This window comes from Corynebacterium yonathiae, from assembly GCF_027570195.1.
Lineage (GTDB): Bacteria > Actinomycetota > Actinomycetes > Mycobacteriales > Mycobacteriaceae > Corynebacterium > Corynebacterium yonathiae.
Genome location: NZ_JAKMUZ010000011.1, coordinates 77,632 through 96,852 on the forward strand (window position 1 = coordinate 77,632; position 19,221 = coordinate 96,852).

A 19,221-nucleotide genomic window follows, 5' to 3' on the forward strand; every position below is an offset into this window, starting at 1 on the left:
CACTCGTGACTAATTCCGCTGACGACGCCGTAGAAGTAAAGCCCTCATCCACCTCGCTGCACACCCAGCTGGTGCGCTTTATTTCTGTGGGCGTATTTACCGCCGCCATTGACTATGGTCTCACGCTTTTATTGACCTATCTGGGGCTGCACCGTTCCGCCGCCAAGGCCATCGGTTGGGTCTTTGGCACCATCGCCGCCTACCTGGCCAATGCGCGGTGGACCTTTGGGGCCAAGGTGTCTGGCCGCACAGCCGCGACCGTGGGCATTTTGTACGCCTCTACCTTTGCGGTCCAAAACTTCCTGTACTGGGTGCTCAACGAACCGCTTATGGCTCTCGGCTTTGAGGGCGCGGTAAAAGACACCATCGCCTTCGTCATCGCCCAAGGCGTGGCCACGGTGACCAACTTTGCCATTCAAAGGGCCTTCATTTTTAAAGAAAAATAACCTCACCACGGGAATCGAGCCCGACCAATCTGCGCGCGGGGTGTCAAGCTCTCGGTGGTGGCGGGTATGTGCCGCGTGGTGGCGGGTATGTGCCGCGCTTATCGACGCCCCCCTTGCCCAGCCCCTGCAGTTCGGCTTCGGCCTAGCTAGGGCGCCGGAAATCTTCCCTGCGCCCGCGGTTGTGAAGCTTGAACCATTCGATAAAGCCGGCCGGATCGTGGCGCTGGATCAGGAAGAACCAGCCAAAGCGGGCGAATTCCTGCGGCAGTAGCTTGCGCATGCCGCGCTGCCACAATAAATAGCCGCGATTGCGGTAAGTGAAAAACCGCTTGAACTCACCCTCTGGGAACTGGGTGTGCATCTTGCCGCCCAAAATGGGCTTGAACTCATCCGATCCATCTGGGTGCAGGTAGCTCGTGGTCAGAGCCGTGCCGAAAGAGAGCCCGGAATTGACCAGCCGGCGGTGGTATTCCACCTCATCGCCGCGGATGAAGAGCCGATAGTCCGGTACACCAATGATCTCCATGGCCGCTGCGGAAATCAGCGCGCCGTTAAATAGCGATGCAATGCCAGGCAGGAAATCGCCCTCCAGCTCATCCATTCGTCGGCGCCACACTAGGCCTTGGCGCAGGGGGAAGGCGAGCTGGTCGGGATCGTTGATATTGCATACCGCTGGCGAGACCTCATGCAAACGGTTGGCCTCGGCCACCCGATACAGCTCCGCAAGGACCGTGTGATCGGCGGGGCGGCCATCGTCATCGGCACACCACACGGCATCCGCGCCCAAAGAAAGGGCGGTGAGAAAGCCTAGCGCAAAGCCACCAGCTCCGCCCAGGTTGGTCTCCGAAGGCACGTAGACGCCGCGGTCGCCCGCCATGGACTCGACAAGTTCACGCACTGCATTTTCCGCACCGTTATCCACCACGATCACCCACTGCACGGGGTGGGTTTGGTGTACCACCTGTTCGAGCGATGCCCGTAGCAGTTCGGCGCGCTGATGGGTAACAATGACGGCGGCGGTAGAACCGGTAGAAGTCAGGGTGGCAGTCATGGGTTCCATCTTGCCACCGGGGCAGGGGACCAGCGCAGAAACACTCCGCATTGGTGGAGCGAAAAGTGGATATAGGCGCCGCTTTGCGGATACTGTGAAACCTATGGAAAACTTCTGGCCGCCTTTTGCGGTGACCATTCGGGCCTGCGATGATACGGGCTGCGGAGTTGACCTGCGTGTCATGCGCGATGAAGACATCGCACAGGTGGCCCAAGTGTGTGCGGCAGATATTTATGGCGCAGACATCCCAGAACATGCATTTCCCTGGCTTTTTGATGAGAAGAAGAATACCCCCGCCGCCATGGCCCAGCACCGGTGGGAGCACCGAGCGACGCTGTGCCCCCAGAATTGGACCCTGGATTTCATCGCTCGCCAGGTAGAAACCCAAGCACTAGTGGGCGTGGTGGACCTGGCGGCAGAAAATTTTGCGGCCGCACGGGAAATAGAAACTGCATCATGGGTGCTGCACCGCTTTCAAGGCCAAGGCTATGGCACGCTTATCCGCCAGGCGATGGCGGCGTTTTCCTTCTTGCACCTCGATGCGGGTTCGCTGTGCACCAGTTGGATAAAAACCAACCGCGCCTCAGCCCGGGTGAGTGAAAAGTTGGGCTACCGCGTTAGCACCGAGGCAAAAGAAGAGCCCGCGGGCCCGGAAAAGATTAACCGGCCGGTAGTTAGCGCTCGCCTCAACGCCGCGGACTATCACCGGCCGGAAGGGGTGCAGGTGGACGTGCAGGGTGTAGGCGACCAGCTGCTGCATATGCTCAATTAATTGCCGGTAGTGTCCTCATTTTCAAAACGCTCGCGCAGGTCGCGGACGTAGTCGCCCACCTCAGGTCCTTCGTACTCACCGACGACCTCGGAAACCTCGCCTACCGAGCGGATCTCACCGTGGTCGATCCACAAGGCGGTATTGCATAGCTGGGCCAAAAAGTCATTGGAGTGGGAGGCAAAGACCAGGATGCCGGAGCGCTTCACCAGCTCCTGCAGGCGCACGCGCGCCTTAGCCATGAAGGCGGCGTCGACCGCGCCAATGCCCTCATCCAGCAGTAGGATTTCTGGCTCAATGGATGTCACCACGCCGAGCGCCAAACGCACGCGCATACCGGTGGAATAGGTGCGCAGCGGCATGGAAAGATAATCGCCGAGCTCAGAAAACTCCGCAATCTCATCCATCTTCTTTTTCATCTGCTTGATGGACTGGCCCAAAAAGAGGCCGCGGATAATGATGTTGTCGTAGCCAGAGACCTCTGGGTCCATGCCTACACCCAAATCAAAAACGGGGGCCACCCGGCCGCGCACATCTGCAGAACCGCGGGTGGGCTCATAGATTCCAGACAAGAGGCGCAGCAAGGTGGATTTACCGGCGCCGTTATGGCCCACCAAACCCACACGGTCGCCCTCGCGCAGGTGCAGGTTAATGTCCTTCAGGGCTTCCACCACGACGGTGTTTTGGGCATTTTTGCCAATGGCGCCACCGGCAGAAGAGAGCATGGCCTTCTTCAGTGAACGAGATTTGGCATCAAAGATGGGAAAGTCCACGCACGCGTTATACGTATCAATCGAGACCATCAGTCAGTATCCTTTCGAGGAATCTCCACAAGTACAGGGCGTGGGCTTAGACCCAGTAGCTGACGCGGAAGCGCCACTTGCGCATGACCAAGCCGGCGATGAGCAGGCCGAGCACGGTGCAGCCGATAACGATCCACCAGTGGTAGGCGGCTACCGGCTCACCGATCATGGGTGCGCGGACGATTTCTAGGTAGTGATAGAGCGGGTTGATCTCCGCGATGCGGGCTCGCCCGGCCACGGCACCGCCCTGATCCTTCAGGGTATTGGTCATCCACACAATCGGGGTGACGTAGAACAAGAGCTGGGTTAAAGCCTCCAGCAGCGGGGCTACGTCACGGAAGCGGGTGGCAATGATGCCAAAGAACATCGTGACCCACACGCCGTTGACCAACAACAACGCCAAGCCTGGGATAAAGAGGAAGAACTCCCAACCCAGACTGCGTGGGAAGATGAGGATAAGCAACAGCCAGATGATGAGGTTATGGCCCAAAAATAATGTTTGGCGCCACACCAGGCGGTAGACGTGCACCGAAAGAGGGGCGGGAAGCTGTTTAATCAAGCCCTCATTATCAATGAAGACGGTGGAGCCTTCCTTGATGCAGCCCGAAATGAAGGTCCACATAATAAGACCCACGGTGACGTGGGGGAGGAACTCCGCGACGGGAATCTGGAAGAGCATGGAGTACAAAAGGCCCAAGGCGAGGGCCATCACGCCAGTGGCGATGGTGATCCAAAACGGGCCCAGGACGGAGCGGCGGTAGCGCTGCTTAATATCTTGAATACCCAGCTTGAACCACAGCTCGCGCTGCTGTGCACCCTGCGCAAGGTCCGCGAAGGCGGCCTTGAGGGTCTCGGACTGGGACGCTGGGGTGGCCTCGCCGTCTGGCTGGGAGGTCATGCGGGCGATATCAGCGCGCAGTTGATTGTTATCTTGCACGCTCAACACCCTAGCGCGCGGGCTGGGCAAACGGGAACTACACGCCGCCAGCCTGCGAAAACAGCGGTATGCAGCAAAAATTCAGATTTGGGAAACTTGGACCAAACGCGTATACAGTAGGGAACCGACCGCCACTGTGTGGCGATGCCTAGCGCGAAAAAGAAGGGACCGTAATGCCAGCAGGAGCTTCGGCACACTACGACGTATTCAGTGTGCGCGGTTTATACACCGGGCTATCTGATGGTTGGACTTACCTCAACGCGCACGCGGTCCCCCAGATCTCTGAGCGCGTCGCCTCCGGCGTGGCTCGCTCCTTCCGGATGTCCACCGCCGTGGCGCCTCAGGAGGGCCCGGGCGGTGCCCATTCCGCTACTCCCGCGCCGGGGCGACTGGAAGGCGATGGCAATTACACGGCCGCACGCATGGCCATAGCGGATCTGACCGGATCCAGGGCAGATCGCGTGGTGCTGGGGCCATCCTTGCCTGTTTTGTACCAGTCCTTGGCGCACGCAGCCCGTCCGCTTTTAGGCAGTAATTCTTCGCTGGTGCTCTCCAAGCTTGATCCGCCGTCTTTGTACTCGGCGTTTTCTGAGGTCAAGGCGGAAACCCGTTGGGCCGAGCCAGACTTGGGCACAGGCGAGTTGCCGGGATTCCAATTCGCCGAGCTCGTCGACGGCTCCACGCGGCTCGTCGCTTTCTCTGCCGCCCACGAACTATTGGGCACGGTTTCTCCCACTGCAGAGATCATAGACACCGTGCATGAACGCTCTCGCGCCTGGACGCTTCTCGACGTCTCCGCGATCGCGCCCTACCGCCCCATCAACTTCGATGAGCTCGGTGCCGATATCTTGGGTCTCGACCTTGGCCTGCTGGGCGGCCCGCAGCTAGCGGCTTTAGTCTTCCGCGATACCCGTATGTTCCGCCGCCTCGATGCCCTCGATCCGGTGCATGCCAGCAAGGGTGCTCGCAAGCTGGAAACGCCCATTTCCTCCGGCTTGGCCGGTGGTGTCGGACCACTGGTGGACCATCTTGCCGCCCTCGCCGGTGGGGAGAGCGGCTCGCGCCGCAAGCGCCTGCGCACCTCCATGGATGCGCTCAGCGCCTACCTCGAGGATCTACGCGCCGACCTTTATTCCTTCTTGAGCACCTTGCCTGCCGTACACATCCTCGGAGTGACGGGAGAGGCGGCCGCCGGCGCATCCGATGATCGCCTGCCGCGCCTTACCTTTGCTGTGAAGGGCGTTCCGGCGGAGACCGTGTACAAGCGTCTCTTTGATAATGGGCTGGTCACCACGCTTGCCCCGCAGACCCCGTTGCTTACGGAGATGGGCGTGGAGGAAATCGGCGGCGCCGTTACCGTTGCGCTTGGCCCCTTCAACACTTATCACGACGTCGAACACCTCACCCGTGTTGTAGCCTCACTGGCTTAAACACTAAGCACGAGGGTGCCGGTGACTTCACCGCTGTCGAGTGCAGCGTGGGCACGGGCGGCGTCGGCAAGCGGATAAGTGGCATGCAGCGCATGCTTTACTCGGCCGTCTGCCAACATGGGCCAGACATTTTCTACCGTGCCGGCCACAATCTGGGCCTTATCGTCTAAGTCGCGGGCGCGCAGCGTCGTACCCTGAATAGTCAGACGCTTGGGCAACATGGCTCCCAAGTTAATTTCTGCTTTGGTGCCGCCCTGCATGCCAATAATGATGAGCTTGCCGTCCTTGGCTAGGCACTTCATATTCTTTTCAAGGTATTTTGCGCCGATGATGTCCAAAATGACATCGCAGCTTCCCTTCAACTCATCTAAGAAGTCCTGCTCCTTATAGTTGATGAGAATGTCGGCGCCCAGCTCGCGGCAGCGATCCAATTTCTCCTGCGAACCGGCCGTGACCGCTACCTCTGCGCCTAATGCCTTGGCGACCTGAATGGCAAAAGTACCGATGCCACCGCTTCCACCATGGATAAGCACACGTTGGCCCTCGTGGAGGTTCGCCTCAATGCCCAAGTTGGACCAGACGGTGCATCCAACCTCGACTACCGCCGCGGTTTCCTCAACGCTATACCCCTGGGGTAGAGGGAGTAGCTGGCCCTGTGGGACCGCAACGTATTCGGCGTAGCCACCACCAGCGAGCAAACAGCCCACTTCGGTGCCCACCTCCCAGTCGGTATCCCCGGCGTCCGTGATGGTGCCCGCTGCTTCCAAGCCCAGGATTTCTGACGCCCCTGGTGGTGGCGGATAAGCTCCCATCGTTTGCAGGATATCGCCGCGGTTAACGCCCGCTGCCTGCACCTTGACGAGCACTTCGCCTGATTGCAGTTGCGGAACGTCGACCTCTTGGAGTTCCAAGGAGCGACGCTCCTGGGGATCGGTCTGCACGATTGCCTTCATCTTTGTTGTAGTCATAGGGCCCAATCTAACGGAGCTCATGTGTCCTGCGCCACGAATGACCTCGGGGGAGTAATCATTTTGAGCACTGAAGGTGGCCTTTTGGGAAACAGGGCCATCTATTTAGTAGACTGACCAAGTTGCTTCTTGGGCAAGGAGATTGCCTTCGATACGCAACTTGGAGACGTGGCAGAGCGGCCGAATGCACCGGTCTTGAAAACCGGCGAGGTAATACCTCCGCGGGTTCAAATCCCGCCGTCTCCGCAGAACGCCTAACCCCTAGTCGTCAATGACTAGGGGTTTGCTTTATTTAGGGGTAAGGGCGGATTCTAGTGGTCACACATTCTGACCCTTAACCCCGTTTTGAGCGGTTGCGCTGAGATGCAGAGAAAACTAAGGCTGAAGTCAGTCAATGTTTACCATGAGTTACTACCTTGAGGTATGGATATCGAAACACCGTTAACCATGAGGAAACTATGACTAATTACATTTCTTTATTGGCCGAAGAACAGGTACCAGAATCATATGGCTGGCTTGCGGGCGGGATAGGTGCCGTCATTGTTATCGCTCTGTTGGTCTTTTGGGTGGCTTCGCTCATATCCATCATTCGCTCGGGATATAGCGTAGGGGTCAAAATACTGCTGGCGATGGCGGCATTTGCCTACCCGTTCCTTGGGCCTCTTATTTGGTTCCTATTTGCACGACATAAGGAACATAAGACTCGAATGGACCGCTAAGCTGCCTTTCGTTAACAGGCGAAAAGTGGCTAATGTTGCTCGAGCCAGGAATTGATGCCGCCGCGTAGGGAGACGACGTTCGTGAAGCCGCGCTTGCGAAGGACGTCCACTGCTTGTGCGGAACGGATGCCGCTGGCGCAGTAGAGGACAGCCGGAGCATCCGGTTCGATGCTGGGGTTTTCGCCGCCGAGGATGCGGTCGAGTTCAAGGTGCGTGGAATTGGGGATGGCGGATTGGGCACGCTCGGGGGAGGTGCGGACGTCGATAAGCGGAGCGTGCGGGGGAATCTCGCGGACTTCGGGGGCGTCGGCAGGCTGGGTGGGTTGCGCGCCGGTGGGGCGAAGTGGAATGTATTCCCAGGTGCCGGATAGTGCATCGAAGTAGCCGAGCGTACCGATGAGTGGGGCGCCCACACCGGTGATGAGTTTGAGCGCCTCTAAGGCCATAGCCGAGCCGACGACGCCGACCACCGGACCCAGAACCCCGGCTTGGGAGCAAGAGGGAACCTCGCCGGGCGCGGGGGCGGTGGGGAAAACATCCTCATAGACAGGGCCGTGACCGGACCAGAACACGCTGAGCTGCGCATCGAAGCCGAGGATGGAGGCCCACACGTGCGGGATGCCTAATTCGTGGGCGGCCCAGGAGCTTAAGTAGCGCGCATCGAAGTTATCGGTGCCGTCGAGGATGAGATCGCAGCCACGAAGCTGCTCGAGTGCCGTCGCTGATTTGAGGCGACCATGGCAGGTGATGTCCACCTCCGGATTGAGCGCGCGGACGGCGGCCGCGGCGGAATCAGTCTTCGGCGTGCCGATGGCTGCGGTGGTGTGGATGATTTGGCGGTGCAGGTTGGAAGGGGAGACCACGTCGTCGTCGAAAAGCGAAATGCGGCCTACGCCCGCGCCAGCTAGGTAAAGCAGGGCGGGGGAACCCAAGCCGCCGGCCCCGATAACCGCTACGTGGGCTTGAGCGAGCTTGCGCTGTCCCTCCTCGCCCCAGAGCGCTTCTTGGCGGGCATAGCGGATGCTCATTCCAGACCCACCCAGTTAGTGGAGCCATCGCCGTGGCCTTGTTCCTTCCAGATGGGCACTTCTGCCTTGACGCGATCGGCGCATTCTTCGGCCGCGCGGAAGGCATCGCCGCGGTGCGCGGCGGCCGCAACTACGGCAAAGGCCAGGTCGCCGACCTGAAGATCCCCCGTGCGGTGAGCGGCCCAGAGGCGCACCGGATGGCTGGAGGAGACGGCGTCGGTGATGTCCTGCAGCTTCTCTGGCGCGGTTGGGTGCGCGCTATAGGAAAGAAGGGTGACATTCGGCCGACCGCCATCGTGATCACGGACGATGCCCTCAAAGGTGACTACGGCGCCCATAGCAGCGGTGGCGGTATCCTTCTTGGCAGCGGCGAGGAGAGGATCAAGAGGCTGATCGCTTAGCAGCGTGCCAATGGTGCAGCCGGTTTGCTCGGCCACGTAGGAGGGATCAGTGCTCATGTTTTCCTTCTAACATATCGACGATCGGAACAATTAATTCTTCTAAAATCGCACAGCCGTCTTTTACCCCGCCGGTAGAACCAGGAAGCGTCATGGCAAAGGTGGAGTCATTAACGCCGGCGATGGCGCGGGAAGCCACCGCAGTGGGCACGCTTTCTAGACCCTTTTGCCAGAAGGCCACCGCAATACCGGGCAGTTCGCGGGTGATATGTGGCGCCACAGCCTCTACCGTCTTGTCGTCTTGGGTCAGGCCGGTGCCACCAGAGGTCAAGATGACCGAGGGTTCTTCGGCGAAGGCGGCAGCAACGGTGGCGGCAATATCGGCATCGGGGACGATGCGTGCATCGGGGCAATCAAAGCCCTTGCGCCGCAAGAAATCTACCGCGATGGGGCCGGATCGATCCTCGTAGATACCCGCGGCAGCGCGAGTAGAGGCGACGATGACGATGGCGGTGCGTTGCGGGCTCATAGTGGGTAAACCTCAACTTCCTGGCCTTCTTCAAGGCGTTGACCGGCAGGGATGCGGAGGAGATGGGTGGCATCTGCTGCTTGGGCGAGCAGGTGGGAGCTAGCGCCACCGAGGATGTGGGCATGGGAATCGACGCGCCCGCGGCGAAATTGGTCCTTGTGTGGGAGGCCTTCAATGCCCGCCGCGAGGGGAACGCGGAAGGGTTCCGGTGCCCAGCCCAGTGCTGGGGCCACGAAGAGGCGGAAACTTACCAAAGCGGAAATGGGGTTTCCGGGCAGACAAATCACTGGCGTGCCGTGGAAAGTAGCGATACCCTGTGGGCCGCCGGGCTGCTGGTCCACATGGCCGAACCAGCCATCGAGTACTTGGCGTACTACTTCAAATTTTCCAGCAGAGATTCCACCCGCGGTAATGATGGCGTCAGGTCGGTGCTGTGCGATGACTTCTGTGAAAGCGTGGGTTAAGGCCTGCGGGTCATCATCGGTGGTGATAAAGCCTGCGACTTCGATGCCGGCGCGGCGAGCCATTCCTTTAAGGAGCGGTGCATTGGCATCAGGAATGGCGGCGCTGCCACGGCCTATCTCGGCGCCGCCGGTGCAAATCAGGATGCGGGCGGGGCGGTAGACCTCCACCTCGGCGATGCCTTGGGAAGCAAGGGCGGCCAAACGGACCGGCGTGAGCTTATCGCCTTGGGCTGCCAAGAGGGCGCCTTCTTCTAAGTCCGAGCCGGCGCGGCGTATAAATTGTTCCGGCTGGGTCTCCGGCACGGTGACACGGTCACCCGGGGCGAGGAATTCTTGTGGTTCGCAGTGCTCAATGGGCACGATGGCTGCAGTTCCTTCCGGCACCTTGGCGCCGGTCATGATGGGGCAGGCCGCGTTGAGTGAGCCGTGGAGCACTTGGGCGGGCTCTGTACCGGCGGCGATGGTGGGGCCTACCTGGTAAGTCCCGGCCGCACACTGGGGAAGGGCGTAGCCATCCATTTGTGAATTATCAAAGCGCGGGGAAGGGAAATCAGCGCGGATATCCGCAGCTAAGACCATATCCTGTGCCTGATTGAGGGCCACGGTGGTTACGTGACGTACGGGCAGGGCCGCGGCGACCTCGCGCGCGTGAATCTTGGGTGTGCGCATGGCGGCTAGTTTACCCGCGGTCTCGACACGACAGAGGTGCGTAGGCATAGTAGAAGGCATGTTGACCGTTCACTATTTCGCCGCCGCCCGCGCCGCCGCGGGCGTGGCTTCTGAGCAGGTAGACGCCCCCGCCACCTTGGGTGATCTGGTGGCGCAGCTGGGCAAGGAGCATTCCGGCACCACAGAGGCTGGTATGAGCCTGAAAGAAGTGCTGGGGCGATGCAGCTTTCTTATCGACGGCGCTGGGAACACCGCCATGGATTCCCCACTTGTCGGCGTGACCCGCGTGGACGTGCTGCCGCCTTTTGCGGGTGGTTAATCGCGCTGGCGCAGCGGGCTAGTAAAGAAATTAATGACGCTGCTGACGATGGATAGCACGATGGCGCCGATGATCGCAGCGCCCCAAGAGTCGATGACAAGGTGGCCGATTCCGAGGTCGAGGGAATTGAGCGCCCACTCGACGATGATGAGCGCTGCGCCGTTTATGACGAGGGAGAAAAGCCCGAGCGTCAGGCAGGTCAGCGGTGCGCCAAGGACACGCAACACCGGCATGACCACTGTATTAATAATGATGAAGACGATGGCAATAGCGATGAAATTGCCGGTCTCAGCCGGAGTGATGGTGATGCCAGGGATTACGGCTACCACCGCCCATAGCGCCACGGCGATGGCAAAGACGTTCAGGGCGAAATTAATAAACGAGCGCATCTAGCCTCCTACGATTGCATTCCATGCCTTAAGCAGGGTGTCGGTTTCTTCCTCGGTAGTAACGGTAATACGTATACCTTCGCTAAAGGCGCGCACGAGCACGCCGCGTTCGGCTAGGCGGGCGGCTACTTCCTGCGGGGTGCCAAGACTGGCAAGATTTTCAGCCGGCAGCCACACGTGGTTTGCCTCGGAATGCGGCACTCCCCAGTCTGTGAGGGCTTCCTCCAGGCGCTTGCGCTGGACGACGACCTCATCGGTGCGCTCCCTCAGCGACTCCTGCGCCGCCAGTGCCGCACGGGCACCAACCTGGGCCACGGTGCTGGCAGAGAAGGGAATGGCCACCTTGTTGAGAGCCTCGATAATATTTTCCGGGCCGAAGGCATAACCGATACGCACCCCGGCTAGGCCATAAGCCTTGGAAAAGGTACGCAGGCACACCAGGTTGGGATAGGTACCCACCAGCTCCGTGCCCAGCGGGGTGTCGGTGGCGCGGTTGTATTCGATATAGGCTTCGTCGAGGGCTACGAGGACGTCGGCAGGCACGGCTTCCATGAATGCAGTGAACTCGTCCTTGGTGATTGTGGTGCCGGATGGGTTATTGGGGTTGCACACGAAGATAAGGCGGGTCTTGTCCGAAATCTGCTGCGCCATGGCCGGCAGGTCTACGCGCTGTTCTCCAGTTAGCGGAACTGGGATAGGGTGGGCGCCCACCACTTGGGCAAAGATGGGGTAGGCCTCGAAGGAGCGCCATGGGAAGAGGATTTCATCGCCGGGAGTGGCGGCAATTTCAGCCAACTGTTGGCACAGCGCGGATGAGCCGGTGCCCACCGCCACCTGCGCCCCCTTTACTCCCAAGTGCGCGGCTAGGTCCTCGCGCAGCGCAGTGGCCGCAATATCCGGGTAGCGATTGGCCTGTGCGGCTGCCTCCGCCATAGCCGCGGCCGCCTCTGGCAGGGGCGGGTGCGCCGCTTCATTGGAGGAGAGCTTGAGGGCGTCATTGTTGCGCGCACCAGCGACGTAGGCGGGGATGGCTTTCAGGTCAGGGCGAATCATGGCTACCACTTTAGGGCCTGCGCCTTTGCTGCGGGAGCGAAAGCAGGGGGCTAGTTTGGCAGCGGCGGGGCAGGCAGGTATTCTCAAACGAGGTTCCTTGTGAACCGTGGAGATGTGCCAGAGCGGCCGAATGGGGCTCCCTGCTAAGGAGTTGACCCTTCTGGGGTCCGGAGGTTCGAATCCTCTCATCTCCGCCATCTAATCCCGAGCGAGTGCGCTCGGGATTTTTTTATTCGGGTTTTATTCTCGCCGGCGCCGTGAAGCGGAGAAATCTGCTATTTGCGCTGGTAATTGGCACAGCGGCGGAAGAGCGTGAGCATGCCAACGCCGAAGATGAAGCTTCCGGTAAAAGCCGCAGCGCGCAGGGAAGTGACCTCGTGGAAGAGGGCAGGCACCATGAGAATGGCGATAACAGAGCTAATGACACCTAGGACGAGGAAGGTAATCGTCACGATAGGTCCCAGTGTGGATTGCTGCGGCATGGAGGGCAGTCCTTTCATCACTCAATTCTGATGAAAATAACTCTAGGTTGCCCTCCCAGGAGCTGCAATAGGAAATTCTTAAGGGATAAAGCAGGGCCTTAGGATTCTAGGGCAGGAAAGACCTCGTCGCGCAGCAGATGGGCGAGCTCGCGATTTGGGTTGGTGGGGTCTACCCAAGCGACTTCGGCAATCTCTGCGGCTGCGCGGGCAAGGACTGGGCGTGGATAGGTAAAGATGTGGCCGCGCACGGTTTCGCCGGGTTCGTTGGCCGCCGGCGCGTCGAAGGTGCCGAGCAGAGATAGCTCCGGAAGGCGGACGTCAACGCCGATTTCTTCTGCGACCTCGCGGGCTGCGGCCTGTGTAGGGGTTTCGCCAGCCTCAAGCTTGCCGCCAGGTAACTGAAACTTGGTGGAGGAATCCTTGCGCACGGTGAGGATATGGCCAAAGGAATTACGGAAAACTACGGCGGCTACTTCAATCATGGGCCCGACTTTAACTCGCCGCGACGGCTTATTTCAGAATGCCGGGTGCCCACTCGCGCTCCACTTGGGCAAGCGCTGCTTCTATCTGCTGCTCATCCAAGCCGATATTGGGAGTGCCGGCGGATACCGGGTCACCGGCGAGCACGGCCAGTAGTGTCCAGCCATTATTAACGCTGGGGCTCACACGCAGCTCGTCGGAGTTTCCGCGATGGCAGTGCCATCTGACCTCATCAATTCAGGCGGATAGTCGACAGCTTTCACGGTTGCGAGCTCTGGTAGTACTTCCGTGGAGCCATCAGGAAAGAACACCATGATGCGCGCCTGGTGGAAGTAATAGTGGTCATCGCCTATAGGGTTCTTTTCTTCCTTGGTATCAAAGTGGTAGAAGTTTCCCACCAGTACGGGATAAAACTCGAGCCAGTTATTGGCCCACGCTTTGCGGAGCAGAGTGCGCTCATTGTGGGTCGAGGCCAGCCAGCGAACGGGCGTGGAAATGCCGAATGCGATGATAGGCAGGCTGATGAGTAAAGCGATGCGGAAATCGAGTCCCGTAAGAGCAAAGGGGAAGAGCCCGAGAATGACGATGCAACCCATATGGAAAAGCAGGAAGATGAAGTCGAATTTCGTATGGTTCTTGGTGGGGCACGGGCCGTTATTAACAACGGTCTCGCGCAAGCCGGTGGCATCGGGGCGGGTATTTGGGGTGCTGACGCGCTTGATGTTCTCTTTGCTGAAAAACTCGTCCTCGTTCGGGACGGATGGCACGTAGTTGCATAAGCGCAGGGTCATAGGCGATGGGTGCTCCTTTGTTCAGGGGGGAGGCTCGCCTGCGTCTATGAGACTACGGGAAGGTGAAGCGTTGCGTGGGCTTGTCGCGACGCAGGAGATAAATGAATATAAAGTAGTGCCCATGAGTGACTCGAGGTTTCCCCGTTCGGTGTTTGCAGTTGGCACCGACCCTGATCCGCGTTTCACGCTCGCTAATGAGCGCACGTTCCTGGCGTGGATTCGCACTTCCCTGGCGTTGATTGCTGGCGGAGTAGCACTTGAGGCCTTTGACGTTCCGCTGCCAGGCACCCTGCGTGCCACGGTATCGGTCTTCATGTTGATAGTCGCCATAATCTTGCCCGTGGTGGCGTGGGGGCATTGGAAGCAATCAGAGCGCGCAATGCGAGAGAATCGATCGCTGCCGTTTAGTTTCGGCCTTCCGGTCCTTGTTGCTGTAATCGTGGTGGTGGCTGGTGCGCTTTTGGTAGGCCAGTTCCTTGTCTAATCAGCCCTTTGATCCTGGTCTGCAACCAGAGCGCACGCGCCTGTCTTGGCAGCGCACCCTTTTGGCCCTTTCCTTAGTGTTGCTAGGCGTGATGCGGGCGGTGAGTGTGCGCGTCTTCTTGCCGCTCGTCCTCCTTGCCGCCGGGGTGCTGGCGCTGGTCTTGGCGGTGTGGCAACGTGCCTCGCTTGTCGACGTCGCCCTGTCTTCCCAGGCTCCCCTTCCCCATGCAATCATTTTGGCCAGTACTTCCGGTCTGGTGTCTTTGCTGGCAGCCTTCGCCCTGTGGGGTCTATTCCTGTAGTCATCCCGGTGCCATCATTGAGGTGGCTTCTGGGCGTTGTCATGCGGCCAGGGAGGATCTCTGGCGGATTTTCTGGGCAAATGGCGTAGTCTAAGAAGGCTGAAGTCAATAACCTGGGGCTGGAAAGGCAGGTAGGCCATGGCGGAGACCACCGAGCGGGCTAGCGATATTGTCGAGGCATGGCTCAAGCAAGAAGACGCCATTGACCCCACCAAGGCCCCGCGCCTCCAGGAACTCCTGGAGAGGGTGCCCCTGCAGGAACTCATCGCCGTCGTCGAGCGGCAAAATGCCGTCCGGTCAGCCTTGGCCCTGCGCTTGCTGCCGCGCCAGAAATCAATCGTCGTCTTTGATGCCCTCGATGCAAAGCATCAGGCCGATATCATCGATGAGCTGGGCAATGCTGATGTCTATGAGTTCTTCGACGAGCTTGATCCGGAAGACCGCGTGGCTTTGCTGGATGAGCTGCCTGCGGAGATTGCGGACCGGCTGCTGCGCTCACTGACTCAATCCAAGCGCGATGTCACGGGCGTGGTGTTGGGCTATGTCAAGGGATCGGTGGGGCGCCGAATGTCCCCCGAGGTGCCTGGAATCCACCCGGACATGAGCGTTAGGGACGCGCTGTTTAAACTGCGGGAGACCGCACATGAGCTGGAAACCATCTACACCGTGCCCATTACCCGCGAGGATAGGCGTCTTGTGGGAGTGGTGAGCCTGCGCGAAATCTTCACCGCTAATGCCGCACTGACCATGGCCGATATTATGCACGACCCCATCTTTGCCCAGGCCGGTGATGATGCGGAAGAAACCGCGCGTTGGTTCCTCCCATTGGACATTCTTGCACTGCCTATCGTGGATGATTCGCACCGCTTGGTTGGTCTGCTGACGTGGGATGACGCTACGGACATTGTGGAGGAAGAAGATAGCGAAGACTCCGCTCGTGCTGGCGGTACCGAGGCCCTTCAACAGCCGTACCTATCCACGCCTTTGCTCAAGCTGGTGCGCTCGCGCATCGTATGGCTGCTCGTGCTGGCAGTTTCTGCGCTGCTGACCGTGCAAGTATTGGACTCCTTTGAAGGCACGCTGGCCAAGGCCGTGGTTCTCTCACTATTTATCCCGCTGCTGACCGGCACCGGGGGCAATACCGGCAATCAGGCTGCTACCACGGTGACTCGTGCTTTGGCGCTGGGCGATGTCCGCACCCGCGACCTCGTTGCCGTTTTGTGGCGCGAGCTACGCGTCGGCATGTTGTTAGGCGCCGTGCTCGGCTTGGCGGGACTGGGCCTGGCTACGCTGGTTTATGGCATGAGCATCGGCCTGGTCATCGGTTCGACGCTGTTTTTGATTTGCTCGATTTCTGCGACCGTAGGCGGGCTGATGCCCATCGTGGCTAAGACCATCGGTGCCGATCCGGCGGTCTTTTCCAACCCGTTTATCTCTACCTTCTGTGATGCTACGGGCCTCATTATTTACTTCCTCATTGCTAAGACCGTCCTGGGCATTTGACCCATCCTTCATCGATCGGGGGTGGAGGAGTGGTGGAGCGATTTCTGGTTTTAGGCAGGTGTGGTGTGTGCTATTCGGGGGTGCGGGGGTGGTTTATTGTGACGGGATATGGTTTCTGCGTCACATGTTTTGTATGGTCAGTGCATGCTTCGCAGTGAATTAGATAACTTTCTATTTGCTGTCTAGGCCAGCTAATAACCTGGGAAGTACGGAGCATATCCCTCAGCACAGTCCTCTCTTAGTGAAGGAGCGCGCGGTATGACCACCCCGCATACTCACGAATCCACCGCCCACACCGAAGGTGACGAAGCCCCTAAAGTCCCACGCGGCGAATGGCGCCGGCAGTTTATTGGCCTCTTCGTGGGCTTGGCATTGGCGGTACTTGTCTTCTTTATTTTCCCCTCCAATGCCATCGAGACAGTCCAAGGCTCCTCTGGCGCAGATCCGGAAGCCGAGTACACGCTTGGTGCCATCCGCGCTGTTGCAGCGGTGACGATCCTTATGGGCGTGTGGTGGATGACTGAAGCTATTCCGCTCGCTGCCACCGCGCTGCTTCCGTTGGTTATTTTCCCTCTAGCTGGCGTCGGATCAATCAAGGAAGTAGGCGCCCCGTATGCCTCCGCCACCATTTTCTTGTTCATGGGTGGCTTCCTCATCGCGCTGTCCCTGCAGCGCTGGAACCTGCACCGCCGCTTGGCCCTCTATGTGGTGAAGGTGATTGGCACCTCTCCCAAGCGCCTCATCTTGGGCTTTATGCTGGCCACCGGATTTTTGTCCATGTGGGTATCTAATACCGCGACAGCCGTGGTGATGCTGCCAATCGGCACCTCGGTGCTTGCGCTGACTGCGGAGACCGTAGGCGGTTGGGAGAAGCAAAAGAAGTTTGCCACGGCCCTTATGCTGGGCATCGCTTATTCTGCCTCCATCGGTTCGCTGGGCACGCTCATTGGCACCCCGCCGAATGCCTTCCTCAACGCGTATATGGCCGATACGTGGGGCGTTACCCTTGGCTTCGGCCGCTGGATGGCAGTTGGTGTGCCGCTTGCCGTGATCTTCCTGCTGATTGCTTGGGCCCTACTTATCACCATTTTTAAACCGGAGATGAAGAATATCCCGGGCGGCCGCGAGCTTATCGATGATGAAATTAAGGCCCTCGGCCCCTGGACCCGTCCCCAGGTTATGACTGGCATCATCTTCGTTCTGGCCGCCGCAGCGTGGGTAATCCTGCCGCTGGTGCTCAAGGAATTTGAGAACTATGACGACGCCATCGTGGGTATCGCTGCCGGCATCTTGCTGTTCATTCTTCCGGCGGATAATCAGCGTCGCACTCGCCTGCTGGACTGGAAGACTGCCAATGAAATGCCGTGGGACGTGCTCTTGCTCTTTGGTGGCGGTCTATCCCTGTCTTCGGTATTCAATTCTTCCGGCCTCTCACTCTGGATTGGTGAGATGGCCAAGGGGCTGAGCGTCCTGCCGGTCGTCCTCATTGTCGCCGCCGTCGCTGCGTTGGTGCTCTTCTTGACGGAGATCACCTCCAATACCGCTACGGCTGCCACCTTTATTCCAATCATGGGTGGCGTTGCCGTGGGTGTCGGCCTGACTGCGGAGGGAGATATCAACGTACTGCTCCTCACTATCCCGGTGGCCTTGGCCGCAACCTGTGCTTTCATGCTCCCAGTAGCCACCCCGCCGAACGCCATTGCCTATGGCTCCGGGTACGTCAAGATTGGCGAGATGATCAAGGGTGGCCTCGGCCTCAATATCATCGGCATCTTCCTCATTACCCTTACGGTGTACCTGCTGGCGGTGCCCATCTTCGGCCTATCCATTTAAGGCGAGGGAATACGTAGCCATTCCCTAATGAAACACGTTACCATTAGGGAATGGCTACACCCGTTACTGTGCTGTCCGGATTTTTGGGCAGTGGAAAAACCACACTTCTAAACCATCTGCTTGCTAACCGCGAGGGGCGCAAGCTTGCTGTTATCGTCAACGATTTCTCTGAGGTCAATATTGACGCCGCCCTCGTCGCCGGCGAGGGGCACCTTGAGCGCGGCGAGGATCGCTTTGTCGAGCTATCCAATGGCTGCATCTGCTGCACCTTGCGCGAAGACCTTATTGAATCCGTGGGCAAGCTCGCCCGCTCCGGCCGCTTCGACCAGATTGTCATCGAATCCACCGGCATTTCCGAACCCATGCCCGTTGCGGCCACCTTTGAGTGGGAGTTTGAGGATGGCACGACGCTTGCCGACGTCGCCCCCATCGACACCATGGTCTCCCTCGTGGACGCTTCCACCTTTCTTGACCAGCTGCGCCGTGGCAAGAGCCTGGCGTCCCAAAGCATCGAGGCCACGCCCGGTGATGACCGCACCGTGGCTGACCTCCTAGTGGACCAAGTTGAGTTCGCTGACCTTATCCTCATCACCAAGACTGATGTGGTTGATGCTGCCGAAACCGAGCGGGTTATCGCTACCGTTCGTGCTATGAACCCCCGCGCCCGCGTCGTGATTGTCACCCATGGTGCCATCGACCCGCAGCTTGTTCTCGATGCTCACTTGTATGACGCCGCCACTGCTGCTGCTTATAACGGCTACGCGGAAGAGTTGGCCAACCCGCACACACCCGAAACCGAGGAATATGGCATTTCCTCCGTCGTTTTCCGCGCCGACCGCCCCTTTAATCGAGAGCGCCTGCTTGCCGCCCTCCGTGCCAGTACTGGCCTAGTGCGCTCCAAGGGGTATTGCTGGATTGATACCGATCTCCGGGTCACCCACGCTTGGCAGCAAGCCGGTCCAAATCTGCAAATTATGCCGGCCTCTTTTTGGGCTACTACTGGCGTGACGCCCGGGTCTGAAATCGTCCTCATCGGTATCGACTTCGACCACGAGTCCACTCTTCAGGCCTTTCAGGACGCCCTGCTTTCCGACGCCGAAGTTGCCGCCCTTATCCCCTCCTAAACGCCTCCATTTCGGCCAAGTGAACACAGGGTGAACAGGCGATTTGTTAGTTTTCCAGACCGTGGGTATAGTAAATTCTCGTTGCACAGCAGAGCATACGCACTGCTTACCAACGGTCTGCGCCCGTAGCTCAACGGATAGAGCATCTGACTACGGATCAGAAGGTTGGGGGTTCGAATCCCTCCGGGCGCACAAATCAGCCGCCTTCGGGCGGCTTTTCTTGTATCTTAACCCGTTCCGACCTAGGTCTC

Annotated in this window: 24 protein-coding genes and 3 tRNA genes; 13 read left to right on the plus strand and 14 right to left on the minus strand. The window is 59.2% G+C overall.

Features of this window, described 5'->3' with window-relative positions:
* Positions 1 to 5: 5 nt before the first annotated feature.
* On the plus strand, positions 6 to 446 hold the full coding sequence (locus L8V22_RS06995; RefSeq protein WP_005323207.1) for a GtrA family protein: 441 nt from the start codon (positions 6 to 8) through the stop codon (positions 444 to 446).
* A 142-nt stretch (positions 447 to 588) separates the two neighbouring features.
* Here the strand turns inward: L8V22_RS06995 and glfT1 are convergent, their stop codons facing one another.
* Positions 589 to 1,506: a galactofuranosyltransferase GlfT1 gene (gene glfT1, locus L8V22_RS07000; RefSeq protein WP_238801710.1), complete on the minus strand. Its 918-nt coding sequence runs from the start codon at positions 1,504 to 1,506 to the stop codon at positions 589 to 591.
* A gap of 94 nt (positions 1,507 to 1,600) precedes the next feature.
* Here glfT1 and L8V22_RS07005 point away from each other — a divergent pair, with 94 nt between their 5' ends.
* The gene (locus L8V22_RS07005) at positions 1,601 to 2,269 is read left to right on the plus strand and encodes a GNAT family N-acetyltransferase (RefSeq protein ID WP_238801711.1); all 669 of its coding nucleotides are present in this window, start codon (positions 1,601 to 1,603) and stop codon (positions 2,267 to 2,269) included.
* On the opposite strand, the gene wzt is transcribed toward L8V22_RS07005, so the two are convergent.
* The gene (gene wzt / locus L8V22_RS07010; protein WP_238801712.1) at positions 2,266 to 3,069 is read right to left on the minus strand and encodes a galactan export ABC transporter ATP-binding subunit Wzt/RfbE; all 804 of its coding nucleotides are present in this window, start codon (positions 3,067 to 3,069) and stop codon (positions 2,266 to 2,268) included. The two genes, L8V22_RS07005 and wzt, sit on opposite strands and share 4 nt — an antisense overlap.
* 46 nt (positions 3,070 to 3,115) lie before the next feature.
* Positions 3,116 to 3,967 carry a galactan export ABC transporter permease subunit Wzm/RfbD gene (gene wzm / locus L8V22_RS07015; RefSeq protein WP_051138321.1) on the minus strand — a complete coding sequence of 284 codons (852 nt, stop codon included), beginning with the start codon at positions 3,965 to 3,967 and terminating at the stop codon, positions 3,116 to 3,118.
* Between the two features lie 212 nt (positions 3,968 to 4,179).
* On the opposite strand from wzm, the gene L8V22_RS07020 reads away from it, so the two are divergent.
* On the plus strand, positions 4,180 to 5,436 hold the full coding sequence (locus L8V22_RS07020) for an aminotransferase class V-fold PLP-dependent enzyme (protein WP_238801713.1): 1,257 nt from the start codon (positions 4,180 to 4,182) through the stop codon (positions 5,434 to 5,436).
* Here L8V22_RS07020 and L8V22_RS07025 read toward each other — a convergent pair.
* A complete protein-coding gene (locus L8V22_RS07025; protein WP_238801715.1) occupies positions 5,433 to 6,389 on the minus strand; it encodes an NAD(P)H-quinone oxidoreductase in 957 nt (318 codons plus the stop codon). The two genes, L8V22_RS07020 and L8V22_RS07025, sit on opposite strands and share 4 nt — an antisense overlap.
* Positions 6,390 to 6,566: 177 nt before the next feature.
* On the opposite strand from L8V22_RS07025, the gene L8V22_RS07030 reads away from it, so the two are divergent.
* Together L8V22_RS07030 and L8V22_RS07035 are read left to right on the plus strand one after the other, a co-directional pair.
* Positions 6,567 to 6,650 (plus strand) — tRNA-Ser (locus L8V22_RS07030).
* A 212-nt stretch (positions 6,651 to 6,862) separates the two neighbouring features.
* Positions 6,863 to 7,123, plus strand: a complete 261-nt coding sequence (locus L8V22_RS07035) for a hypothetical protein (RefSeq protein ID WP_238800735.1) — start codon at positions 6,863 to 6,865, stop codon at positions 7,121 to 7,123.
* Positions 7,124 to 7,152: 29 nt separating this feature from the next.
* On the opposite strand, the gene L8V22_RS07040 is transcribed toward L8V22_RS07035, so the two are convergent.
* Genes L8V22_RS07040 through L8V22_RS07055 form a run of 4 tightly spaced genes read right to left on the minus strand, consistent with a single transcriptional unit; the run spans position 7,153 to position 10,211 of the window.
* Complete coding sequence (locus L8V22_RS07040) at positions 7,153 to 8,151, minus strand: ThiF family adenylyltransferase (RefSeq protein WP_238800733.1); 999 nt, start codon at positions 8,149 to 8,151, stop codon at positions 7,153 to 7,155.
* Positions 8,148 to 8,609 (minus strand): molybdenum cofactor biosynthesis protein MoaE, encoded by a 462-nt coding sequence (locus L8V22_RS07045; RefSeq protein ID WP_238800731.1) that lies wholly within the window; start codon positions 8,607 to 8,609, stop codon positions 8,148 to 8,150. Before L8V22_RS07045 ends, L8V22_RS07040 begins: the two co-directional genes overlap by 4 nt.
* Complete coding sequence (locus tag L8V22_RS07050) at positions 8,599 to 9,078, minus strand: MogA/MoaB family molybdenum cofactor biosynthesis protein (protein WP_238800729.1); 480 nt, start codon at positions 9,076 to 9,078, stop codon at positions 8,599 to 8,601. Before L8V22_RS07050 ends, L8V22_RS07045 begins: the two co-directional genes overlap by 11 nt.
* Positions 9,075 to 10,211 (minus strand): molybdopterin molybdotransferase MoeA, encoded by a 1,137-nt coding sequence (locus L8V22_RS07055; protein WP_238800727.1) that lies wholly within the window; start codon positions 10,209 to 10,211, stop codon positions 9,075 to 9,077. Before L8V22_RS07055 ends, L8V22_RS07050 begins: the two co-directional genes overlap by 4 nt.
* A gap of 58 nt (positions 10,212 to 10,269) precedes the next feature.
* Here L8V22_RS07055 and L8V22_RS07060 point away from each other — a divergent pair, with 58 nt between their 5' ends.
* A complete protein-coding gene (locus L8V22_RS07060; RefSeq protein WP_238800725.1) occupies positions 10,270 to 10,530 on the plus strand; it encodes a MoaD/ThiS family protein in 261 nt (86 codons plus the stop codon).
* On the opposite strand, the gene L8V22_RS07065 is transcribed toward L8V22_RS07060, so the two are convergent.
* Positions 10,527 to 10,919, minus strand: coding sequence for a phage holin family protein (locus L8V22_RS07065; RefSeq protein ID WP_238800723.1), 393 nt, complete (start codon positions 10,917 to 10,919; stop codon positions 10,527 to 10,529). The two genes, L8V22_RS07060 and L8V22_RS07065, sit on opposite strands and share 4 nt — an antisense overlap.
* Positions 10,920 to 11,972, minus strand: a complete 1,053-nt coding sequence (gene hisC, locus L8V22_RS07070) for a histidinol-phosphate transaminase (RefSeq protein WP_238800721.1) — start codon at positions 11,970 to 11,972, stop codon at positions 10,920 to 10,922.
* Positions 11,973 to 12,080: 108 nt separating this feature from the next.
* On the opposite strand from hisC, the gene L8V22_RS07075 reads away from it, so the two are divergent.
* Positions 12,081 to 12,169 (plus strand) — tRNA-Ser (locus L8V22_RS07075).
* Between the two features lie 78 nt (positions 12,170 to 12,247).
* On the opposite strand, the gene L8V22_RS07080 is transcribed toward L8V22_RS07075, so the two are convergent.
* From L8V22_RS07080 to L8V22_RS07095, 4 genes are all read right to left on the minus strand, one after another.
* Complete coding sequence (locus tag L8V22_RS07080; RefSeq protein ID WP_238800720.1) at positions 12,248 to 12,472, minus strand: hemolysin III family channel protein; 225 nt, start codon at positions 12,470 to 12,472, stop codon at positions 12,248 to 12,250.
* 80 nt (positions 12,473 to 12,552) lie between these two features.
* On the minus strand, positions 12,553 to 12,936 hold the full coding sequence (locus L8V22_RS07085; RefSeq protein WP_238800718.1) for an NUDIX hydrolase: 384 nt from the start codon (positions 12,934 to 12,936) through the stop codon (positions 12,553 to 12,555).
* A 28-nt stretch (positions 12,937 to 12,964) separates the two neighbouring features.
* Positions 12,965 to 13,120, minus strand: coding sequence for a hypothetical protein (locus L8V22_RS07090; RefSeq protein WP_238800716.1), 156 nt, complete (start codon positions 13,118 to 13,120; stop codon positions 12,965 to 12,967).
* Positions 13,117 to 13,725 carry a hypothetical protein gene (locus tag L8V22_RS07095; RefSeq protein WP_238800714.1) on the minus strand — a complete coding sequence of 203 codons (609 nt, stop codon included), beginning with the start codon at positions 13,723 to 13,725 and terminating at the stop codon, positions 13,117 to 13,119. The genes L8V22_RS07090 and L8V22_RS07095 overlap by 4 nt, the downstream gene beginning before the upstream one ends.
* Positions 13,726 to 13,846: 121 nt before the next feature.
* On the opposite strand from L8V22_RS07095, the gene L8V22_RS07100 reads away from it, so the two are divergent.
* The 6 genes from L8V22_RS07100 to L8V22_RS07125 all read left to right on the plus strand — a co-directional run bounded on the left by L8V22_RS07100 (position 13,847) and on the right by L8V22_RS07125 (position 19,162).
* Positions 13,847 to 14,209, plus strand: a complete 363-nt coding sequence (locus L8V22_RS07100; protein WP_238800712.1) for a YidH family protein — start codon at positions 13,847 to 13,849, stop codon at positions 14,207 to 14,209.
* On the plus strand, positions 14,202 to 14,510 hold the full coding sequence (locus L8V22_RS07105; RefSeq protein WP_238800710.1) for a DUF202 domain-containing protein: 309 nt from the start codon (positions 14,202 to 14,204) through the stop codon (positions 14,508 to 14,510). The genes L8V22_RS07100 and L8V22_RS07105 overlap by 8 nt, the downstream gene beginning before the upstream one ends.
* Positions 14,511 to 14,648: 138 nt before the next feature.
* Entirely contained in the window at positions 14,649 to 16,013 is a 1,365-nt protein-coding gene (gene mgtE / locus L8V22_RS07110) for a magnesium transporter (protein ID WP_238800708.1), read from the plus strand.
* Between the two features lie 258 nt (positions 16,014 to 16,271).
* On the plus strand, positions 16,272 to 17,846 hold the full coding sequence (locus tag L8V22_RS07115; protein ID WP_238800706.1) for an SLC13 family permease: 1,575 nt from the start codon (positions 16,272 to 16,274) through the stop codon (positions 17,844 to 17,846).
* A gap of 50 nt (positions 17,847 to 17,896) precedes the next feature.
* A complete protein-coding gene (locus L8V22_RS07120; protein WP_238800705.1) occupies positions 17,897 to 18,970 on the plus strand; it encodes a GTP-binding protein in 1,074 nt (357 codons plus the stop codon).
* A 119-nt stretch (positions 18,971 to 19,089) separates the two neighbouring features.
* Positions 19,090 to 19,162, plus strand: a tRNA-Arg gene (locus L8V22_RS07125).
* The last annotated feature ends 59 nt before the right edge of the window (positions 19,163 to 19,221 follow it).

Bases quoted from the DNA above. Each gene is read 5' to 3' on its own strand.
- L8V22_RS07065 (WP_238800723.1), bottom strand. From the start codon at position 10,919: ATGCGCTCGTTTATTAATTTCGCCCTGAACGTCTTTGCCATCGCCGTG.
- glfT1 (WP_238801710.1), bottom strand. From the start codon at position 1,506: ATGGAACCCATGACTGCCACCCTGACTTCTACCGGTTCTACCGCCGCC.
- L8V22_RS07050 (WP_238800729.1), bottom strand. From the start codon at position 9,078: ATGAGCCCGCAACGCACCGCCATCGTCATCGTCGCCTCTACTCGCGCT.
- L8V22_RS07040 (WP_238800733.1), bottom strand. From the start codon at position 8,151: ATGAGCATCCGCTATGCCCGCCAAGAAGCGCTCTGGGGCGAGGAGGGA.
- wzt (WP_238801712.1), bottom strand. From the start codon at position 3,069: ATGGTCTCGATTGATACGTATAACGCGTGCGTGGACTTTCCCATCTTT.
- L8V22_RS07085 (WP_238800718.1), bottom strand. From the start codon at position 12,936: ATGATTGAAGTAGCCGCCGTAGTTTTCCGTAATTCCTTTGGCCATATC.
- wzm (WP_051138321.1), bottom strand. From the start codon at position 3,967: ATGACCTCCCAGCCAGACGGCGAGGCCACCCCAGCGTCCCAGTCCGAG.
- L8V22_RS07080 (WP_238800720.1), bottom strand. From the start codon at position 12,472: ATGAAAGGACTGCCCTCCATGCCGCAGCAATCCACACTGGGACCTATC.
- L8V22_RS07020 (WP_238801713.1), top strand. From the start codon at position 4,180: ATGCCAGCAGGAGCTTCGGCACACTACGACGTATTCAGTGTGCGCGGT.
- L8V22_RS07035 (WP_238800735.1), top strand. From the start codon at position 6,863: ATGACTAATTACATTTCTTTATTGGCCGAAGAACAGGTACCAGAATCA.
- L8V22_RS07095 (WP_238800714.1), bottom strand. From the start codon at position 13,725: ATGACCCTGCGCTTATGCAACTACGTGCCATCCGTCCCGAACGAGGAC.
- L8V22_RS07115 (WP_238800706.1), top strand. From the start codon at position 16,272: ATGACCACCCCGCATACTCACGAATCCACCGCCCACACCGAAGGTGAC.
- hisC (WP_238800721.1), bottom strand. From the start codon at position 11,972: ATGATTCGCCCTGACCTGAAAGCCATCCCCGCCTACGTCGCTGGTGCG.
- L8V22_RS07045 (WP_238800731.1), bottom strand. From the start codon at position 8,609: ATGAGCACTGATCCCTCCTACGTGGCCGAGCAAACCGGCTGCACCATT.
- L8V22_RS07055 (WP_238800727.1), bottom strand. From the start codon at position 10,211: ATGCGCACACCCAAGATTCACGCGCGCGAGGTCGCCGCGGCCCTGCCC.
- mgtE (WP_238800708.1), top strand. From the start codon at position 14,649: ATGGCGGAGACCACCGAGCGGGCTAGCGATATTGTCGAGGCATGGCTC.
- L8V22_RS07005 (WP_238801711.1), top strand. From the start codon at position 1,601: ATGGAAAACTTCTGGCCGCCTTTTGCGGTGACCATTCGGGCCTGCGAT.
- L8V22_RS07100 (WP_238800712.1), top strand. From the start codon at position 13,847: ATGAGTGACTCGAGGTTTCCCCGTTCGGTGTTTGCAGTTGGCACCGAC.
- L8V22_RS07060 (WP_238800725.1), top strand. From the start codon at position 10,270: ATGTTGACCGTTCACTATTTCGCCGCCGCCCGCGCCGCCGCGGGCGTG.
- L8V22_RS07120 (WP_238800705.1), top strand. From the start codon at position 17,897: ATGGCTACACCCGTTACTGTGCTGTCCGGATTTTTGGGCAGTGGAAAA.
- L8V22_RS07025 (WP_238801715.1), bottom strand. From the start codon at position 6,389: ATGAAGGCAATCGTGCAGACCGATCCCCAGGAGCGTCGCTCCTTGGAA.